This window comes from Phenylobacterium sp. (assembly GCF_037968635.1).
GTDB lineage: Bacteria > Pseudomonadota > Alphaproteobacteria > Caulobacterales > Caulobacteraceae > Phenylobacterium.
On the sequence record NZ_JBBKVV010000176.1, the window covers coordinates 34,045 to 49,041 of the forward strand.

Below are 14,997 nucleotides of genomic sequence, written 5' to 3' on the forward strand. Positions count from 1 at the left end.
GCCGGCCGCTGTAAATTCGTTCCGTGCTTGAGGTCAGGCCTCGGTCTTCAACGCCTCATAGGCTTCCACCGCCGCCATCCACTCCTGTTCGGCGGCCTCGAGGATGGTCTGGGCCTTGGCGCGGTCGGCGCCCAGGCGGGCGGCCTTGCCGGGGTCCTTGGTGAAGACGTTGGGGTCGGTCAGCGCCTTGTCGAGCTCGGCGACGGCGGCGGTGGCGCGGCCGAGGGCGGCCTCGGCCTGTTCGGCGCGGCGCCGCGCGGTGCCGGTGGGAACCTTGGCCTTGGGTGAGGCCTTGGGCGGAGGGGCTGCGGCGGCCTGAGGAACCTGGGACGGACCCTTGGCGGCCTGGCGGGCGCGGTCGATCACCAGCTTGGCGTAGTCGTCCATGTCGCCATTGAAGGGGGCGATGGTGCCGTCGGCGGCCAGCCACAGGCGGTCGGCCACCAGCTCCATCAGCGAGCGGTCGTGGGTGATCAGGATGACGGCGCCGGCATATTCGTTCAGCGCGTCCAGCAGGGCGCGGCGGCTGTCGATGTCCAGGTGGTTGGTGGGCTCATCGAGGATCAGGAGGTGCGGGGCCTCCATGGCCACCATGTTCAGCAGCAGGCGCGCGCGTTCGCCTCCGGACAGGTTGGCGACGGTGGTCTCCACCTTCTGCACCCCCATGCCGAACTGGGCCAGGCGCGAACGGCGGGCGGCGTCGCTGGCCTCGGGCATGGCCCGGCGGATGATCTCCAGCGGGGTGTCGGAGGGATCGAGCGCCTCGATCTGATGCTGGTGGAACCAGCCCACCTTCAGGCGGCGGTCGCGGCGCAGGTCGCCGTGCATGACCGTCAAGGCGCCGGCGATCAGCTTGGCGAACGTGGACTTGCCCGCGCCGTTGACGCCCAGCAGGCCGATGCGGTCGTCCAGGTCCAGGCGAAGGTCCATACTTCGCAGGATCGGCGAGCCGTCATAGCCGGCCGAGGCGCCCTCCAGGCGGATCAGCGGCGGGGCCACGGGCCGTTCCGGGGAGGGCAGGATGAAGGGGGCGGTGCGTTCGGCGGCGACAATGGAGACCGGCGGCAGCTTGGCCAGCTGCTTCAGGCGCGACTGGGCCTGGGTGGCCTTTGAGGCCGTGGCCCGGAAACGGTCGACGAAGGCCTGCAGATGGGCGCGTTGGGCGTCGATCTTGGACTTGTTGGATTCCAGCAGGCGCGCGCGCTCGGCGCGTTGGGTTTCGAAGTTGTCGTAGTTGCCGGGATAGAGGTCGAGCTTGCCTGAATGCAGGTGGAGGATGTGGTCCACCGAATTGTTCAAGATCTCGCGGTCGTGGCTGATGATGATGGCGCTGTTGGGGTATTTCTTCAGCCGGGCTTCCAGCCAGAGCGCGCCTTCCAGGTCGAGATAGTTGGTCGGTTCGTCCAGCAGCAGCAGGTCAGGCTCGGCGAACAGGGCCGCAGCCAGGGCCACGCGCATCCGCCAGCCACCGGAGAACTCCGCCATCGGGCGGGCCAGGTCGGCGTGGGAGAAGCCCAGGCCCGAGAGGATTTCCGCCGCCCGGCTGGGGGCGCGGTCGGCGCCGATGTCGCTGAGGCGGGAATAGATCTCGCCCAGGTGCTCGGGCTCGGCGGTGTCCAGCGAGGCCATCAGGGTCTCGCGCTCGACGTCGGCGGCCAGCACGGTGTCCAGCAGGGTCACCGGGGTGGCCGGGTGTTCCTGGTCCACCGAGGCGATGCGGGCGGCCTTCGGATAGCCGATCTCGCCCGAGCCCTGGTGAAGCTGGCCCAGGATCAGCTTGAACAGGGTGGACTTGCCCACCCCGTTGCGGCCCACCAGGCCCACCTTGGAGCCCACGGGCAGGCTGATGGTGGCGTCGTCGAAGAAGCGACGGCCCCAGGAGTCGAAGACCAGTTCGTGAATCTGCAGCATGGGATTCGGACTTACAAAACAGGTTGAGAGAACGGCCGGCCAGGTGGCGGTCGCTGGATGTCTTCGCTTGCGGCGTTGACCAGACCGTGTCCCGGCTCAGGCGAGCCGGCCCAGAGGTCTAGGTTTTTTGTGGGTCGCGCTTCCGAACCGGCGAACCGTGTCCACTTCGCCTGGAAGCGCTCCACGGTCTCATCAACCGTCTCTCCGATGACGGGCGCTGCATAACAGAGGTCGTCGCCGTCGTCGCGCGTAACCTGCCTTGGCGCTGTCACGACGGGCGGCTATAAGCCCGCACCTTCGGCGCGGACGGCCGCGCCCCGAATACAAAGAACAAGCCAAAGACCATGACTGAACGCACCTTCTCGATCATCAAGCCGGACGCCACCAAGCGGAACCTGACCGGCAAGATCAACGCGGTGATCGAGGGCGCCGGTCTGCGCATCGTCGCCCAGCGCCGGATCAAGATGACCGACGCCCAAGCCAAGAAGTTCTACGAAGTCCACGCCGAGCGTCCCTTCTACGGCGAACTCGTCGAGACCATGACCTCGGCCCCCGTGGTCGTGCAGGTCCTGGAAGGCGACAACGCCATGGCCCGCTATCGCGAAGTCATGGGCGCCACCAACCCCGAGCAGGCCGCCGAGGGCACCATCCGCAAGCTGTTCGCCCTGAACGTCGGCGAGAACTCGGTGCACGGTTCGGACTCCACCGACAACGCCAAGATCGAGATCGCCCAGTTCTTCAAGGACGAAGACATCGTTGGCTAAGAGCGCCGTCCTCTAGGGCGACCTCGCGTCACCGTTTCCAAGGAGCCCTCCATGCGCTAGCCAAGGCTGGTCGCAGGGAGGGCTTTTTCGTGGGCGCAACAGCAGGCGAGACCTTCCCCGAGATCCGCGAGGCGGTGCGCCGGCTCTGCGCGCAGTTCCCGGGCGCCTATTGGCGGACCCTGGACCGCGACCGCATCTATCCCACGGAATTTGTCACGGCCCTGACCCAGGCCGGCTTCCTCTCGGTGCTGATCCCTGAAGCCTACGGTGGATCGGGCCTTGGGCTTGCGGCGGCCACCGCGGTGCTGGAGGAGATTCACCGCTCGGGCTGCAACGGCGGCGCCTGCCATGCCCAGATGTACACCATGGGCACGCTGCTGAGGCACGGCAGCGAGGCGCAGAAGCAGGCCTATTTGCCCAAGATCGCCTCGGGCGAGCTGCGCCTGCAGGCCTTCGGCGTCACCGAGCCCACCAGCGGCACCGACACCACCCGCATCTCAACCTTCGCCCGCCGCGAGGGCGACAGGTTCATCGTCTCGGGCCAAAAAATCTGGATCAGCCGGGCTGAGCACTCCGATCTGATGGTGTTGCTGTGCCGGACCACGGCGCGGGCAGACGCGGCCAAACCCAGCGACGGGATGAGTGTCTTGCTGGTGGATATCAAGGCCTCGGTGGGCAAGGGGCTGACCATCCAACCGGTTCGCACGATGCTCAACCACGCCACCACTGAGCTGTTCTTCGACGAGCTGGAGGTGCCTGTCGAGAACCTGATCGGCGCCGAGGGGGCGGGGTTCAAATACATCCTGGACGGCATGAACGCCGAGCGCATCCTGATCGCATCCGAGTGTATCGGCGACGCCAAGTTCTTCATCGACAAGGCCAGCGCCTATGCCACGGAGCGCGAGGTGTTCGGCCGGCCGATCGGCCAGAACCAGGGCGTGCAGTTCCCCATCGCCCGGGCCCATGTCCAGATGACCGCGGCCTCGCTGATGGTCGACAAGGCCGCGGCCATGTTCGACGCGGGAGAGCCCTGCGGGACCGAGGCCAACATGGCGAAGATGGTCGCGTCGGAAGCGTCCTGGTTCGCGGCCGACACCTGCCTGCAGACCCACGGCGGTTTCGGCTTCGCCGAGGAGTACGACATCGAGCGCAAGTTCCGCGAGACGCGGCTCTACCAGGTGGCGCCGATCTCCACGAACCTGATCCTGAGCCACGTGGCCACCCACGTGCTCGGCATGCCCAAGAGCTTCTGATGTACGATCTGCTCAAGGGCCTGAGGGTGGTGGAGGGCTCGGCCTTCGTGGCGGGGCCGACGTGCGGGCTGTACCTGGCGCAGATGGGCGCCCAGGTGATCCGCTTCGACAATATCGGCGGCGGGCCCGATTTCCGCCGCTGGCCGCTCTCGGCGGCAGGTGACAGCCTCTACTGGGAGGGGCTGAACAAGGGCAAGATGTCGGTGGCCCTCGACCTGGCCCGTCCCGAGGGCCGCGAGCTGGCGCAGCGCCTGGCCGCGGCGCCGGGCGAGGACGGCGGACTGTTCGTCACCAACTTCCCGGTGGACGGCTTCCTGTCCTACGAGAAGCTGATCGCAATCAGACCAGACCTGATCTGCGTGCGGGTGATGGGGTGGGCCGATGGCGCCCAGGGCATGGACTACACGATCAACTCGGCGCTCGGCCTGCCGCTGATGACCGGGCCGGTGGGAGACGACCGGCCGGTGAACCACGTCCTGGCGGCCTGGGACCTGCTGACCGGCGCCTATTGCGCCTTCTCCCTGGTCTCGGCCCTGCTGGCGCGGATGCGAGGGCAGGGCGGGCGCGAGATCCGCGCGCCGCTATCGGACATTGGGGCGGCCACCATGGCCAATCTGGGTTTCACCGCCGAGACCCTGCTGGCGGGCCAACAGCGGCCCCGCATGGGCAACGACATCTACGGCGCCTTCGGCCGCGACTTCACCACCAAGGACGGCCGGAAGCTGATGCTGCTGGCGATTACACCCAAGCAGTGGACCAAGGCGCTGGAGACTCTGGGCATTGTCGCCGAGGTGATCGGCGTCGAAGCCGAGTTGGGCGTCTCGTTCGCCACCGATGAGGGCCTGAGGTTCACGCATCGGGCGCGGCTTTATCCGTTGTTCGAGCGCGCCTTCTCCGCCCGGACGGCCGCCGAACTGACGCCCGCCTTTGACGCCGGGGGCGTGACCTGGGGCGCCTATCAGACCCTGGAGGCGGCGCTGGAGGATCCACGGATGTTCAAGGCCAACCCCCTGTTTCAGGAGGTGCGCCATCCCAGCGGGCTGACCTATCCTGCGCCCGGCGCCATGGCCACCATCCCGCAGGATACCCGCGGCGACGTGCGCCCCGCGCCGAAGCTGGGGCAGCACACCGATGAGGTGTTGGCCGAGGTGCTTCAGATGTCGGGACGCGAGATCGCCAAGCTGCACGACGCCAAGATTGTCGCCGGACCGGAGAATTCATGACCCAGACCATCAGCAGCGAGGACGCGGGGCCCGGCCTGAAGGTCGTCACGTTGTCGCGGCCCGAGGCGGCCAATTCGCTGAACACCGCCATGGGCCATGAGTTGCTGGCCCTGTGGACCGCCCTGGCGGCCGACACCTCCGTCCGCGCCGTGGTGCTGACGGGGGCGGGGCGGTTCTTCTGCGCAGGCGCGGACCTGAAGGAACGCGACGGCATGACCGACGCCGCCTGGGGTGAGCAGCACCGATTGTTCGAGGACATGATCCGCGCCCAGCTGGCCTGTCCCTTCCCGGTGATCGCGGCGGTCAACGGCGCGGCCATGGGCGGCGGGGCGGAGATGGCGCTGGCCTGCGACTTCGCCTGGGCCTCTGAAACTGCGCGGATGGGTCTGCCCGAGGCGGGTTTGGGGATCATCCCTGGCCTGGGCGGCACGCAGTTGCTGACCCGCGCGGTGGGCGAGCGGCGAGCGTCTGAGCTGTTGATGTCTGGCGCGCCCATCGACGCGGCCGAGGCCTTGGCGGCGGGGATCGTCAACCGGGTGTGCGGCCCTGAGGCCTTGATGCCCCAGGTGCTGGAGCGCGCGGCCCTGATCGCGTCCAAGGCGCCGCTGTCAGTGCGGGCGATCAAGCGGGTTGTGCGGGGCGGTGCGGCCCTGCCTCTGGACCAGGCGATGGCCCTGGAGCTTGAGGCCTACAACCACCTCTTCACGACGGAGGACCGTCGCGAAGGCGTGGCCGCGTTCAATCAGAAGCGACCCCCGACCTTCAAGGCCCGCTGAGCCCTCCTAGTGGGCGCTGGGGTTGGGAGACCCGCCATGGAAGACCATGGCGGCGTCGCGGACCTCTTCGGCGGTTTCCAGGATGCGGAAACCTTCGTGTAGCAGCAGGCCGGGCGGCAACTCGCGGGGCGGCTCATAGCCGAGCGCCCGCAACATTTCCGACACCCCTTCGCCAAAGGCCATGACCGGCATCTGCTGCGAGATCGCAGAGTTGATCACTTCGTCGAAGGCGCCGATCGACTCCGGGTCGTCGGCGCAGCCGGAGCCTGGGATCACGACGCCGTCGAGGCGACCGGCCCCAATGTCCTGGGCGCGGGCGGTCGGCATGACCGTGATGGAACCCATGGGGGTCAGTGGGGAGAGGCTCTTGGCCTGCCAACTCATCGGAGCCAGGGTGATCCCTTCGGCGAACATGATCGACTCGACGTGCTCGATGCCGCCGAAATCCATGTGTGGCGTCGCCAGAAGGCCGGCCCGAGCGCGGGGACGCGCATAGCTGTTGCGCTGCGGGCGGCCAGTCTGACGGGCTCTTTGGGTTTGCATTCAAATGGTCCTTTCGTGACGGGCTTGGTGACCCAGGGCGTCGCCAGGCCGCAAGGCCTCGAGCCGGACGCATTCGAAGCGCCCGTTCGACGATAGACGAACAGGCTGTCGCTGGCTGACGCCTGCGATCCGTTCATCGACTCAATTTGAATACTCCGCACGATTCATCAACGAAATGAATCAATCTAGATTGCGAAAACAATTTCATAAGCATTATAGAATGCTCAGAACTGAGACGCCCCAATGTATAGGGCCAAGTGGACGATTTATGGAAACTTATCAAAATTTAGGACGTTCGTCCATACCGGGCGCCATAACGATGGTGTGAGGCCGGTTATTTCCGTCTGCTGATGACGATGGAGACGACTATCTCAACTTGGCTGCGCAGCGTTCGGGTGTGTGCTCAGACGCGCTGCGGCGGTGGGCTGATCTGGCTCTCTCGCAGGAAGGGAGAGTGCAGCCGTTGGTAGCTAGGGAGATCGGACCCGCTGACCAGCACGTTCAGCAGCTCCGACCCTCGCAGACCTTCTGGCGGTGTACCGCCCTTCAGGGCTTGCCAGAGATCACGCGCCTCCTGGTCGATCTGTTGTTCGCGGGTCATTTCGTCCTCAATTCCTGGTAGGGATAAGGCGCCAGCTTGAGGGTGGTTCCGCGAAAAATCCTGTCTTTACCGTAACTTGTCGTTAACCCGGCGGTTGTGTGTCCAGATGGTGGCGTCAGGCCGCCGCCAGTTCACCGCAGACGAAGGCGTCCTCGCCGGCCGCCAGCAGGCCCTCCAGCACCGCAGGGGCGTCGCCCGGCGCCACGATCAGGATCAGGCCCACGCCGCAATTGAAGGTGCGGCGCAGCTCGTGGTCCGAGACCCCGCCCACCTGCTGCATCCATTCGAAGACCGGGGGCAGGGGCCAGGCGTTCCAGTCGAACTTCGCTTCCAGTCCAGGCGCCACAGCGCGGGGCGGGTTCTCGATCATGCCGCCGCCGGTGATATGGGCGCAGCCCTTGATGAGGCCGGCCTTGATCTGCGGCAGGACGCTCTTGATGTAGATGCGGGTGGGGGCCATCAGCGCCTGGGCCAGGGTCTTTCCCTCCGCGAAGGGGGCCGGGGCGTCCCAGGCCAGGCCGGAACGCTCGACGATGCGGCGGACCAGGGAATAGCCGTTGGAGTGCGGGCCGCTGGAGGAGAGGCCGATCACCAGGTCGCCCGCCTGCTGGTCGTCCAGGCGGGGCAGGACGGCGCCGCGCTCGACGGCGCCGACCGAGAAACCGGCAAGGTCGTAGTCACCCTCGCCATACATGCCGGGCATTTCGGCGGTCTCGCCGCCCACCAGGGCCGCGCCGGCCTGGCGGCAGCCCTCGGCGATACCGCCCACCACGCGGGTGGCTTCCTCTACGTTCAGTTTGCCGGTGGCGAAATAGTCCAGGAACAGCAGAGGTTCGGCGCCCTGGGCCAGCAGGTCGTTGACGCACATGGCCACCAGGTCGATGCCGACGGTGTCATGCATGCCGGTGTCGATGGCGACCTTCAGCTTGGTGCCGACGCCATCGGTGGTGGAGACCAGCAGCGGATCGGCGTAGCCGGCGGCCTTCAGGTCGAACAGCGCGCCGAAGCCCCCAAGCGCCGCGTCGGCGCCGGGCCGACGGGTGGCCTTGGCCAGGGGCTTGATGGCCTCGATCAGGGCGTTACCTGCGTCGATGTCGACGCCAGCCTGGGCATAGGTGAGGCCGTTCGGAAGATCGGTCATGGAGAAATAGGCCTCAAGAAATTCGCCGCCGGGGTTGCAGACTCGGGCGTGCGCGGGGCTATAGCTAATTGATGACGCCGATTACAACCACCGCCGAACTGGCGGCGTACTGTGACAAAATCAAAGGCCAGCCTTTCGTCGCCGTGGACACCGAGTTCATGCGCGAGACGACCTACTGGCCCAAGCTCTGTCTGATCCAGGCCGCCGCTCCCAACGCCGAGTGCGTTATCGACCCCCTGGCCGAGGGCCTGGACCTCGAACCGTTCCTTGAAATCCTCCGGGACGAGAGCATCGAGAAGGTGTTCCACGCCGCCCGACAGGATGTTGAAATCTTCAACAATCTCAAGGCGATGCCCAAGCCTCTTTTCGACACACAAGTGGCGGGAATGGCGGCCGGCTATGGCGAGCAGATCGCCTATGACGCCCTGGTCCGGCAGATGCTGAAGATCGAGTTGGACAAGTCCAGCCGCTTCACCGACTGGGCGCGGCGCCCGCTCTCCGAGGCCCAGCTGACCTACGCCTTGGCCGACGTGACGCACCTGGCGGCGCTCTATCCCATGCTCAAGGCCCGGCTGGAAAAAGAAGGCCGGCTGGCCTGGGTGCACGACGAGATGCAGAATCTCTGCGATCCCGCCGTCTACGACGTGGAGCCGGAGAACGCCTGGAAGCGGCTGAAACCGCGCCGGCACACCTCGAAATACCTGGCGGTCTACAAGGCCGTCGCCGCCTGGCGTGAGCGCACCGCCCAGCAGCGCGACCAGCCGCGGGGCCGCATCCTGAAGGACGAGGCCATTGACGAGCTGGCGACCCAGGCGCCCACGGACGCCGGGGCCATCGACCGGATGCGTTCGGTGCCGAAGGGCTTCTCGGGCTCGCGGTTCGGGCCAGATCTGCTGGACGCCATCAAGGAAGCGCTCAAGGACCCCGACGCCTATGCGCCGGTGATCGAGCGCAGCAAGATCTCGGCCTCGCCCGCCGCCGGCGCGGTGGTGGAACTGCTCAAGGTGCTGCTGAAGGCGCGCGCCGAAGACTCCGGCGTGGCGTCGAAGCTGATCGCCACGGTCTCCGACCTCGAACAGATCGCAAATGACGACAACGCCAAGACCCCCGCCCTGGTGGGCTGGCGTCGCGAGGCGTTCGGCGAGGACGCTCTGAAGCTGAAGCGCGGCGAACTCGCCCTGGTGCTGGACGGCACGCGGGTGCGGGTGGTCGAGGTTCGGCGCGCGCCCAAGGCCAACGCAGCCGAATAATGCTTCGTCTGATCCTCAACATCCTCTGGTTCGTGCTGGGCGGGTTCGTCTCGGGGCTGCTTTGGCTGCTGTCGGGGGTGTTGCTGGCCATCACCATCGTGGGCCTGCCCTGGGCTTTCGCCGCCTTCCGGATCGCCGGGTTCAGCGCTTGGCCCTTTGGCCGTCAGGTGGTGTCCCGCGACCTGCATACGGGACGCGAGGACCTGGGCACGGGGCCGTTGGGCTTCGTGATGAACGTGGTGTGGTTTGTTCTGGGCGGTTGGTATCTGGCGCTTAGCCACGTGGTCATGGCCTTCGGCCTGGCGGTGACCATCATCGGCATTCCGTTCGCCCTGCAGCACGTGAAGCTGGCCCTGATCTCGCTGGCCCCGGTCGGCAAGCAGGTCGTCGAGGTCTGACCCCTCACGAAGCGGTGGATTGTTCGCGCGCCTTGCGGCGCCGCGGCTTGCGGATCACCGTCCACCGATCCTGCACCGCTTATGCACCGCCTGCCCACCGGGCCGCCGGAAACCGAGCTTGCCGGATTTACGGGATGGGCACACCGTCATGAGGCCGAGAGGGACTGCGGCGCGGGCGGCCCGGGAAACCGGACCATCAGGCGGGCAGGAGGTTCCAGGCAAGGGGCTGACGGGGCGACTTGTCAGCGACCAGCCCGGGTGACACCGGTCGAAGGCGAAGCGGCGCAGGGCGACCTGCAAACCGACGCGGCGACCGACCTTGGAGGCGCAGCTCCCGCAAGGGATCTGGATGAGAGGGCGGCATGTCGGGCGACCGACGTGTCGCCCTCTTGCTATGCGCTGTAGGCTAAAGCCCGACTTCTGAGGGCGAGGCCTCGTTGATCAGCGGCTCGCCGGCCAGGAAGCGCTTCAGGTTGTCGACGAAGAGCTGGTCGCCGCGCGCCGGGGTGCCTTGGCCCGAGTTCGAGGTGTGAGCGCTGATCCGAACATTGGGGTGTTCCCACATCCAGCTGTCTATGGGCAGGGGTTCCACCTGAAAGACGTCCAGCACGGCGTAGCCAGGCTTGCCGGCGTCCAGGCCGCGCTTCAGGGCGTCCTCGTCAACCAGGCCGCCACGGCCAATGTTGATCAGGATCGCGCCAGGTTTCATCGCGGCGAAGAAGGCGTCGTTTGCCAGGTCGCGGGTCTCGTCGTTCAGAGCGCAGGCCAGGACCACGACATCGCTCTGCGGCAGAACCTCGGGCAGGTCCGTCCTGGTGACCGTGGCGTCGGCCAGCTCGTCGGGCTTGTCGCTGCGGCGGACCACGGTGAGGTGAACCCCGAAGGGCTTGATGCGCCGGGCGATCTCCGTCCCGATCGCGCCGGCGCCCACCAGGGTCCAGCGGGTCTGGCTGATCTCCCGATAGGGCGTCGACTTCCAGGTCTTGCTGGCCTGCAGATCGCGTTGAGCGGCGATGGGGGCGATCAGGGCGAGAGCGTGAGAGACCACGTACTCGGCGATGGCCACGGCCTGGGCGTTGCTCTTGGACAGCCGCACGCCCTTCGCCATCACCGACTTGAAGATCGGCGCGTCGATACCGGCGTTGAAGGTCTGCATCCACTGGGCCTTCGAGCCCTTGAGGATGCGCCCCATCAGGGTGGGCAGCAGGCCCCCGCCGTAGGCGTCCAAAGTGGTCCAGACGATCTCGGGATCGACCCCGTCGGCGGGTACGTCCTGGCCGTTGCGCTGAAAGCTGTCAGGCCCGGAAAGGGTGATGATGTCCAGGTCGCCCACGAAGGGGGCGATGCGGGCTTTGACGCGCTCATAGGCGGCGGCGGAGAGCAGGAGCTGCATCGGTCAGGCCATTTCGAGTTTGAGTTTCAGCGCCTGGGCCAGGGTGGCGGCGCGTTTGGCGGTCTGCTCGCCCAACAGCATGTCGCGCCAGGCCGGCTCGGCGCTGAGGGTCAGGCGGCCTCCGGAGATCACCAGGCCCGCATGAGGTAGCAGGGTGGCGTTGCGGCCGGAGAGGTCGCAGCCCAGGCGGACGGCGGCGCCCAGGGCGCGGGCCCGCTGCCGGCGTTCCACGGTCAGAACCCTGGCGATGGTGTCCGGCTCCGGGGTGTTGGGGGCGCTGGAGTGCCGGGCGAAGGCGACGCAGGCGAGGAAGGCGCGCTCGGCATGGGTCATGCCGGCGATCGGCGCCCTCAGCACCTGGTCGAAGGCGAGGTCGGCGCGGTGGTCGGGGTGCAGGCGGGCGCCCAGATCGGCCAGGCGGCAGGCGGCGGCGGTCAGGATGGGGTCGCGATCGCCGAACACCGGCGGTAGCGTGGCGAAGGCCCGGGTCAGCCAGATTTCCAGGGCCAGGCCCAGATCGTGGGAGAGGCCGCGCACGGCGGTGAGGGCCTCGCAGCCCTCGATCAGCGGGTCGCGGGCCCGTTCCTCGGGCGACATGGCCTCCAACAACAGACCCTCTCTCAGGCCGTAGGCGGAGATCACCACCTTTTCGACGCCGAGCCGCTCGATCAGGGCGTCCAGCACAAGGGCCGAATAGGGCAAGGTGTCGAAGCGTTTCTTGGACAAGCCCTGGATGCGTTCGAGCGAGCCCTTCGACTGCTTGGTGACAAAGCGGGCGACGTCCTGGGCGTCGGCCCGACTCATCTCGTACTGGTGGGCCACCCGTAGGGGGTAGTCGGCCATGATCATGTGCAGCAGGGCCAGGTTGCGCCATGCGCCGCCCACGGCCTGGAACTGCGGCGTGGCGAACCGTTCGCCCATCGGCGCCAAGGCCGTATCGACGCGCTTGCGGGTCTTGTCCACGTCCAGGGCGCGGGGCGCGCCGAGTGAGAAGGGGCCGAGCGGCAGGGTGACGCCGTCGCCGGACTGGCCGTCCTCGAGGCGGATCAGCTCCAGGCTGGAGCCGCCGAGGTCTCCCACCACGCCGTGAGCGTCCGGTTGACCGGCGACGACGCCAAGGGCGGCGTAGCGCGCCTCTTCCTCGCCGGTCAGGATGCGAACCCGCAGGCCGGTCTCGGCCTGGACGCGGGCCAGGAACTCACGGCCGTCGATGGCGTCCCGGGCCGCGGCGGTGGCCACCACCATGATCTCCGACGCGTTCAGGCCGTCCAGGACGGCGCGGAAGCGGCGCATGGCCGCCATGGCGACCTCGATACCGTCCGGCGACAGCCGTCCGGTGGCGGGCAGGTCGCGGCCGAGGCCGGCCAGGGCCTTCTCGTTGAAAACCGTCCAGATCGCCCGGCCTTCCAGCCGGTAGATGACGAGACGTACGGAGTTCGAACCCAGGTCGATGACGGCGGCCTGGCGACCGGGTGAGCTATCCGTGCGTGGCCACATGATCGATCGCGCGCGGCATGTCCTTCACCTTCTGCCCCCGGCCTGACAGGCTGGGATTGGTCATGAAGTACTCGTGCGCGGAGAAGGCGCCCGGGTGGTCCCACGACGGATCGCGGGTATAGCGGCCCTCGGCGTCCAGCGTCCAGCTTTGCGCTTCGTCTTTCAGATTGGCGACCATGATCTGTTGCAGAACCTGCTGGTGCACGGTGGGGTTCTCCACCGGCGTCAGGCACTCGACCCGGCGGTCCAGATTGCGGGGCATCCAGTCGGCCGACGAGATGAACACCCTCGTCTCCGCCGAGGGCATGGCCGCCCCATTGGCGAAGGCCACGATGCGGGAGTGCTCCAGGAACCGCCCGACGATGGACTTGACCCGGATGTTCTCCGACAGGCCCGCCACGCCGGGGCGCAGACAGCAGATGCCTCGCACCACCAGGTCGATGGAGACCCCGGCCTGGCTGGCCTCGTAAAGGCAGTCGATCAACACCGGATCGACCACGGAGTTGAGCTTGGCCCAGATGGCGGCGGGCTTGCCGGCCCGGGCGTTCTCGACCTCCTGGCCAATCAGAGTGAGCAGGTCATGCTTCATGGTGATGGGCGAGAACGACAGCTTTTCCAGCCGGTCGGGTGTGGCGTAGCCGGTGATGTAATTGAACAGGCGGGCGCTATCGCGGCCCAGCGCCGCGTTGGTGGTGAACAGCGACAGGTCGGTATAGATCCGCGCCGTGACCGGGTGGTAGTTGCCGGTGCCGAAGTGGCAGTAGGTGCGCAGGGTGTCGCCTTCCTTGCGGACCACCATCGAGAGCTTGGCGTGGGTCTTGTACTCCACAAAGCCGAAGACGACGTGGACGCCGGCGCGCTCCAGATCGCGCGCCCACTTCAGGTTGGCCTCCTCGTCGAAGCGGGCCTTGATCTCCACCAGGGCGGTGACGTTCTTGCCGTTCTCGGCGGCCTCGATCAGGGCCGCGACGATGGGGCTGTCCGATGAGGTCCGGTAGAGGGTCTGCTTGATCGCCAGGACGTTGGGGTCGCGGGCCGCTTGGCGCAGGAACTGGACCACCACATCGAAGCTCTCGAAGGGGTGGTGGACCAGGATGTCCTTCTCGCGGATGGCGGCGAAGCAGTCGCCGGCGTGGTCGCGGATGCGTTCGGGGAAGCGGGGCTCGAAGGCCTTGAACTTCAGGTCCGAGCGGTCGGGCGGGATCAGCTGGGAGAGTTCGTCGAGACCCAGCAGGCCGTCGATCATCAGGATGTCGTCCTGCTGAGCGTGCAGGTTGTTGACGATGAAGGCCCGCAGCTCCTCGGGCATGGCCTGTTCGATCTCGACGCGCACGACTGAGCCCAGGCGGCGCTGTTTAAGACGCGCCTCGAACTCACGCATCAGATCCTCGGCCTCTTCCTCGATCTCGATGTCGCTGTCGCGGATCAGGCGGAAGACGCCCTGCGCCTCGATCTCACAGTCGGGGAACAGGTGGTCGAGAAACAGGGAGACCATGTTCTCCAGCGAGATGAACCGCCGCTCGGGTTTGCGCCGCCGCGTGGGCGTCGCGGGCAGCGACCAGAACCGGGCGACCTGGGCCGGAATCGGGACCAGGGCGTAGAGCAGGCGGCCGTCCGACTGGCGGCGCAGCTTCAGCGCCAGAGAGAAGGCCAGGTTCGGGATGAACGGGAACGGGTGGGCCGGGTCGATGGCGAGCGGAGTCAGAACCGGGAACAGCCGGCTGACGAAGGTCTCCTCCAGCGCGGCCTTTTCAGCGGGCGTGACGTCCTGTGGGCCAACCACATGCAGGCCCTCTCCGGTCAGTTCGGCGCACAATTCCCGCCAGCGGGTCTGCTGACCGCCCATCAGGTCCGCCGCCTCAGTATTGACCCGTTCAAGCTGCTCGGCCGGGGTCAGGCCGTCCTGGCTGACGACGCGGACGCCTTCACGGACCTGGGCCTTCAGGCCGGCAACCCGGACCATGTAGAATTCGTCGAGGTTGTTGGCCGAAATCGACAGGAAACGCAGGCGTTCCAGCAGCGGGTGACGCGCGTTCTGGCTCTCGCCCAGCACCCGTTTGTTGAAAGCCAGCCAGGAGAGTTCGCGGTTGAAGAACCGGGTCGGCGCGGCGAGCAGCTCGGTATCCAGGGTCAGGGGATCGCGCCCGATTTCGACACCGTCGGATCGCAGGGGCGCGGCATAGGTCATGGGTGGACATTCCTGGGACTGGAGTTTGGACCTGTTCTGATCCAACCGACCTGAGGCTT

13 protein-coding genes are annotated in these 14,997 nt (G+C 67.1%); 6 read left to right on the forward strand and 7 right to left on the reverse strand.

Features of this window, described 5'->3' with window-relative positions:
• Positions 1-33 precede the first annotated feature (33 nt).
• Positions 34-1,911: an ABC-F family ATP-binding cassette domain-containing protein gene (locus AAC997_RS19045; protein WP_340647281.1), complete on the reverse strand. Its 1,878-nt coding sequence runs from the start codon at positions 1,909-1,911 to the stop codon at positions 34-36.
• Between the two features lie 344 nt (positions 1,912-2,255).
• On the opposite strand from AAC997_RS19045, the gene ndk reads away from it, so the two are divergent.
• From ndk to AAC997_RS19065, 4 genes are all read left to right on the forward strand, one after another.
• Positions 2,256-2,675, forward strand: coding sequence for a nucleoside-diphosphate kinase (ndk, locus tag AAC997_RS19050; protein WP_340647282.1), 420 nt, complete (start codon positions 2,256-2,258; stop codon positions 2,673-2,675).
• Between the two features lie 89 nt (positions 2,676-2,764).
• Entirely contained in the window at positions 2,765-3,928 is a 1,164-nt protein-coding gene (locus AAC997_RS19055; protein ID WP_340647283.1) for an acyl-CoA dehydrogenase family protein, read from the forward strand.
• Positions 3,928-5,151, forward strand: coding sequence for a CoA transferase (locus AAC997_RS19060; protein ID WP_340647284.1), 1,224 nt, complete (start codon positions 3,928-3,930; stop codon positions 5,149-5,151). The genes AAC997_RS19055 and AAC997_RS19060 overlap by 1 nt, the downstream gene beginning before the upstream one ends.
• Entirely contained in the window at positions 5,148-5,927 is a 780-nt protein-coding gene (locus tag AAC997_RS19065) for an enoyl-CoA hydratase-related protein (protein ID WP_340647285.1), read from the forward strand. Before AAC997_RS19060 ends, AAC997_RS19065 begins: the two co-directional genes overlap by 4 nt.
• A 6-nt stretch (positions 5,928-5,933) precedes the next feature.
• Here AAC997_RS19065 and AAC997_RS19070 read toward each other — a convergent pair whose 3' ends face one another.
• The 3 genes from AAC997_RS19070 to purM all read right to left on the reverse strand — a co-directional run bounded on the left by AAC997_RS19070 (position 5,934) and on the right by purM (position 8,212).
• On the reverse strand, positions 5,934-6,470 hold the full coding sequence (locus tag AAC997_RS19070) for a hypothetical protein (RefSeq protein ID WP_340647286.1): 537 nt from the start codon (positions 6,468-6,470) through the stop codon (positions 5,934-5,936).
• 403 nt (positions 6,471-6,873) lie between these two features.
• Entirely contained in the window at positions 6,874-7,071 is a 198-nt protein-coding gene (locus AAC997_RS19075; RefSeq protein WP_340647287.1) for a hypothetical protein, read from the reverse strand.
• A 115-nt stretch (positions 7,072-7,186) separates the two neighbouring features.
• The gene (gene purM, locus AAC997_RS19080; RefSeq protein ID WP_340647288.1) at positions 7,187-8,212 is read right to left on the reverse strand and encodes a phosphoribosylformylglycinamidine cyclo-ligase; all 1,026 of its coding nucleotides are present in this window, start codon (positions 8,210-8,212) and stop codon (positions 7,187-7,189) included.
• Between the two features lie 71 nt (positions 8,213-8,283).
• On the opposite strand from purM, the gene rnd reads away from it, so the two are divergent.
• Positions 8,284-9,462, forward strand: a complete 1,179-nt coding sequence (gene rnd, locus AAC997_RS19085; protein ID WP_340647289.1) for a ribonuclease D — start codon at positions 8,284-8,286, stop codon at positions 9,460-9,462.
• On the forward strand, positions 9,462-9,860 hold the full coding sequence (locus tag AAC997_RS19090; RefSeq protein WP_340647290.1) for a YccF domain-containing protein: 399 nt from the start codon (positions 9,462-9,464) through the stop codon (positions 9,858-9,860). The genes rnd and AAC997_RS19090 overlap by 1 nt, the downstream gene beginning before the upstream one ends.
• 406 nt (positions 9,861-10,266) lie before the next feature.
• On the opposite strand, the gene AAC997_RS19095 is transcribed toward AAC997_RS19090, so the two are convergent.
• Genes AAC997_RS19095 through AAC997_RS19105 form a run of 3 tightly spaced genes read right to left on the reverse strand, consistent with a single transcriptional unit; the run spans position 10,267 to position 14,938 of the window.
• Positions 10,267-11,253, reverse strand: a complete 987-nt coding sequence (locus tag AAC997_RS19095; protein WP_340647291.1) for an NAD(P)-dependent oxidoreductase — start codon at positions 11,251-11,253, stop codon at positions 10,267-10,269.
• 3 nt (positions 11,254-11,256) lie between these two features.
• Positions 11,257-12,750 (reverse strand): Ppx/GppA phosphatase family protein, encoded by a 1,494-nt coding sequence (locus tag AAC997_RS19100; RefSeq protein ID WP_340647292.1) that lies wholly within the window; start codon positions 12,748-12,750, stop codon positions 11,257-11,259.
• Positions 12,731-14,938: an RNA degradosome polyphosphate kinase gene (locus AAC997_RS19105; RefSeq protein WP_340647293.1), complete on the reverse strand. Its 2,208-nt coding sequence runs from the start codon at positions 14,936-14,938 to the stop codon at positions 12,731-12,733. The genes AAC997_RS19100 and AAC997_RS19105 overlap by 20 nt, the downstream gene beginning before the upstream one ends.
• Positions 14,939-14,997 lie beyond the last annotated feature (59 nt).

What these genes read in the sequence shown, in the direction of transcription:
- AAC997_RS19045 (WP_340647281.1), bottom strand. Translation starts at nt 1,911, where the DNA reads ATGCTGCAGATTCACGAACTGGTCTTCGACTCCTGGGGCCGTCGCTTC.
- ndk (WP_340647282.1), top strand. Translation starts at nt 2,256, where the DNA reads ATGACTGAACGCACCTTCTCGATCATCAAGCCGGACGCCACCAAGCGG.
- AAC997_RS19060 (WP_340647284.1), top strand. Translation starts at nt 3,928, where the DNA reads ATGTACGATCTGCTCAAGGGCCTGAGGGTGGTGGAGGGCTCGGCCTTC.
- AAC997_RS19065 (WP_340647285.1), top strand. Translation starts at nt 5,148, where the DNA reads ATGACCCAGACCATCAGCAGCGAGGACGCGGGGCCCGGCCTGAAGGTC.
- AAC997_RS19070 (WP_340647286.1), bottom strand. Translation starts at nt 6,470, where the DNA reads ATGCAAACCCAAAGAGCCCGTCAGACTGGCCGCCCGCAGCGCAACAGC.
- AAC997_RS19075 (WP_340647287.1), bottom strand. Translation starts at nt 7,071, where the DNA reads ATGACCCGCGAACAACAGATCGACCAGGAGGCGCGTGATCTCTGGCAA.
- purM (WP_340647288.1), bottom strand. Translation starts at nt 8,212, where the DNA reads ATGACCGATCTTCCGAACGGCCTCACCTATGCCCAGGCTGGCGTCGAC.
- rnd (WP_340647289.1), top strand. Translation starts at nt 8,284, where the DNA reads ATGACGCCGATTACAACCACCGCCGAACTGGCGGCGTACTGTGACAAA.
- AAC997_RS19090 (WP_340647290.1), top strand. Translation starts at nt 9,462, where the DNA reads ATGCTTCGTCTGATCCTCAACATCCTCTGGTTCGTGCTGGGCGGGTTC.
- AAC997_RS19095 (WP_340647291.1), bottom strand. Translation starts at nt 11,253, where the DNA reads ATGCAGCTCCTGCTCTCCGCCGCCGCCTATGAGCGCGTCAAAGCCCGC.
- AAC997_RS19100 (WP_340647292.1), bottom strand. Translation starts at nt 12,750, where the DNA reads ATGTGGCCACGCACGGATAGCTCACCCGGTCGCCAGGCCGCCGTCATC.
- AAC997_RS19105 (WP_340647293.1), bottom strand. Translation starts at nt 14,938, where the DNA reads ATGACCTATGCCGCGCCCCTGCGATCCGACGGTGTCGAAATCGGGCGC.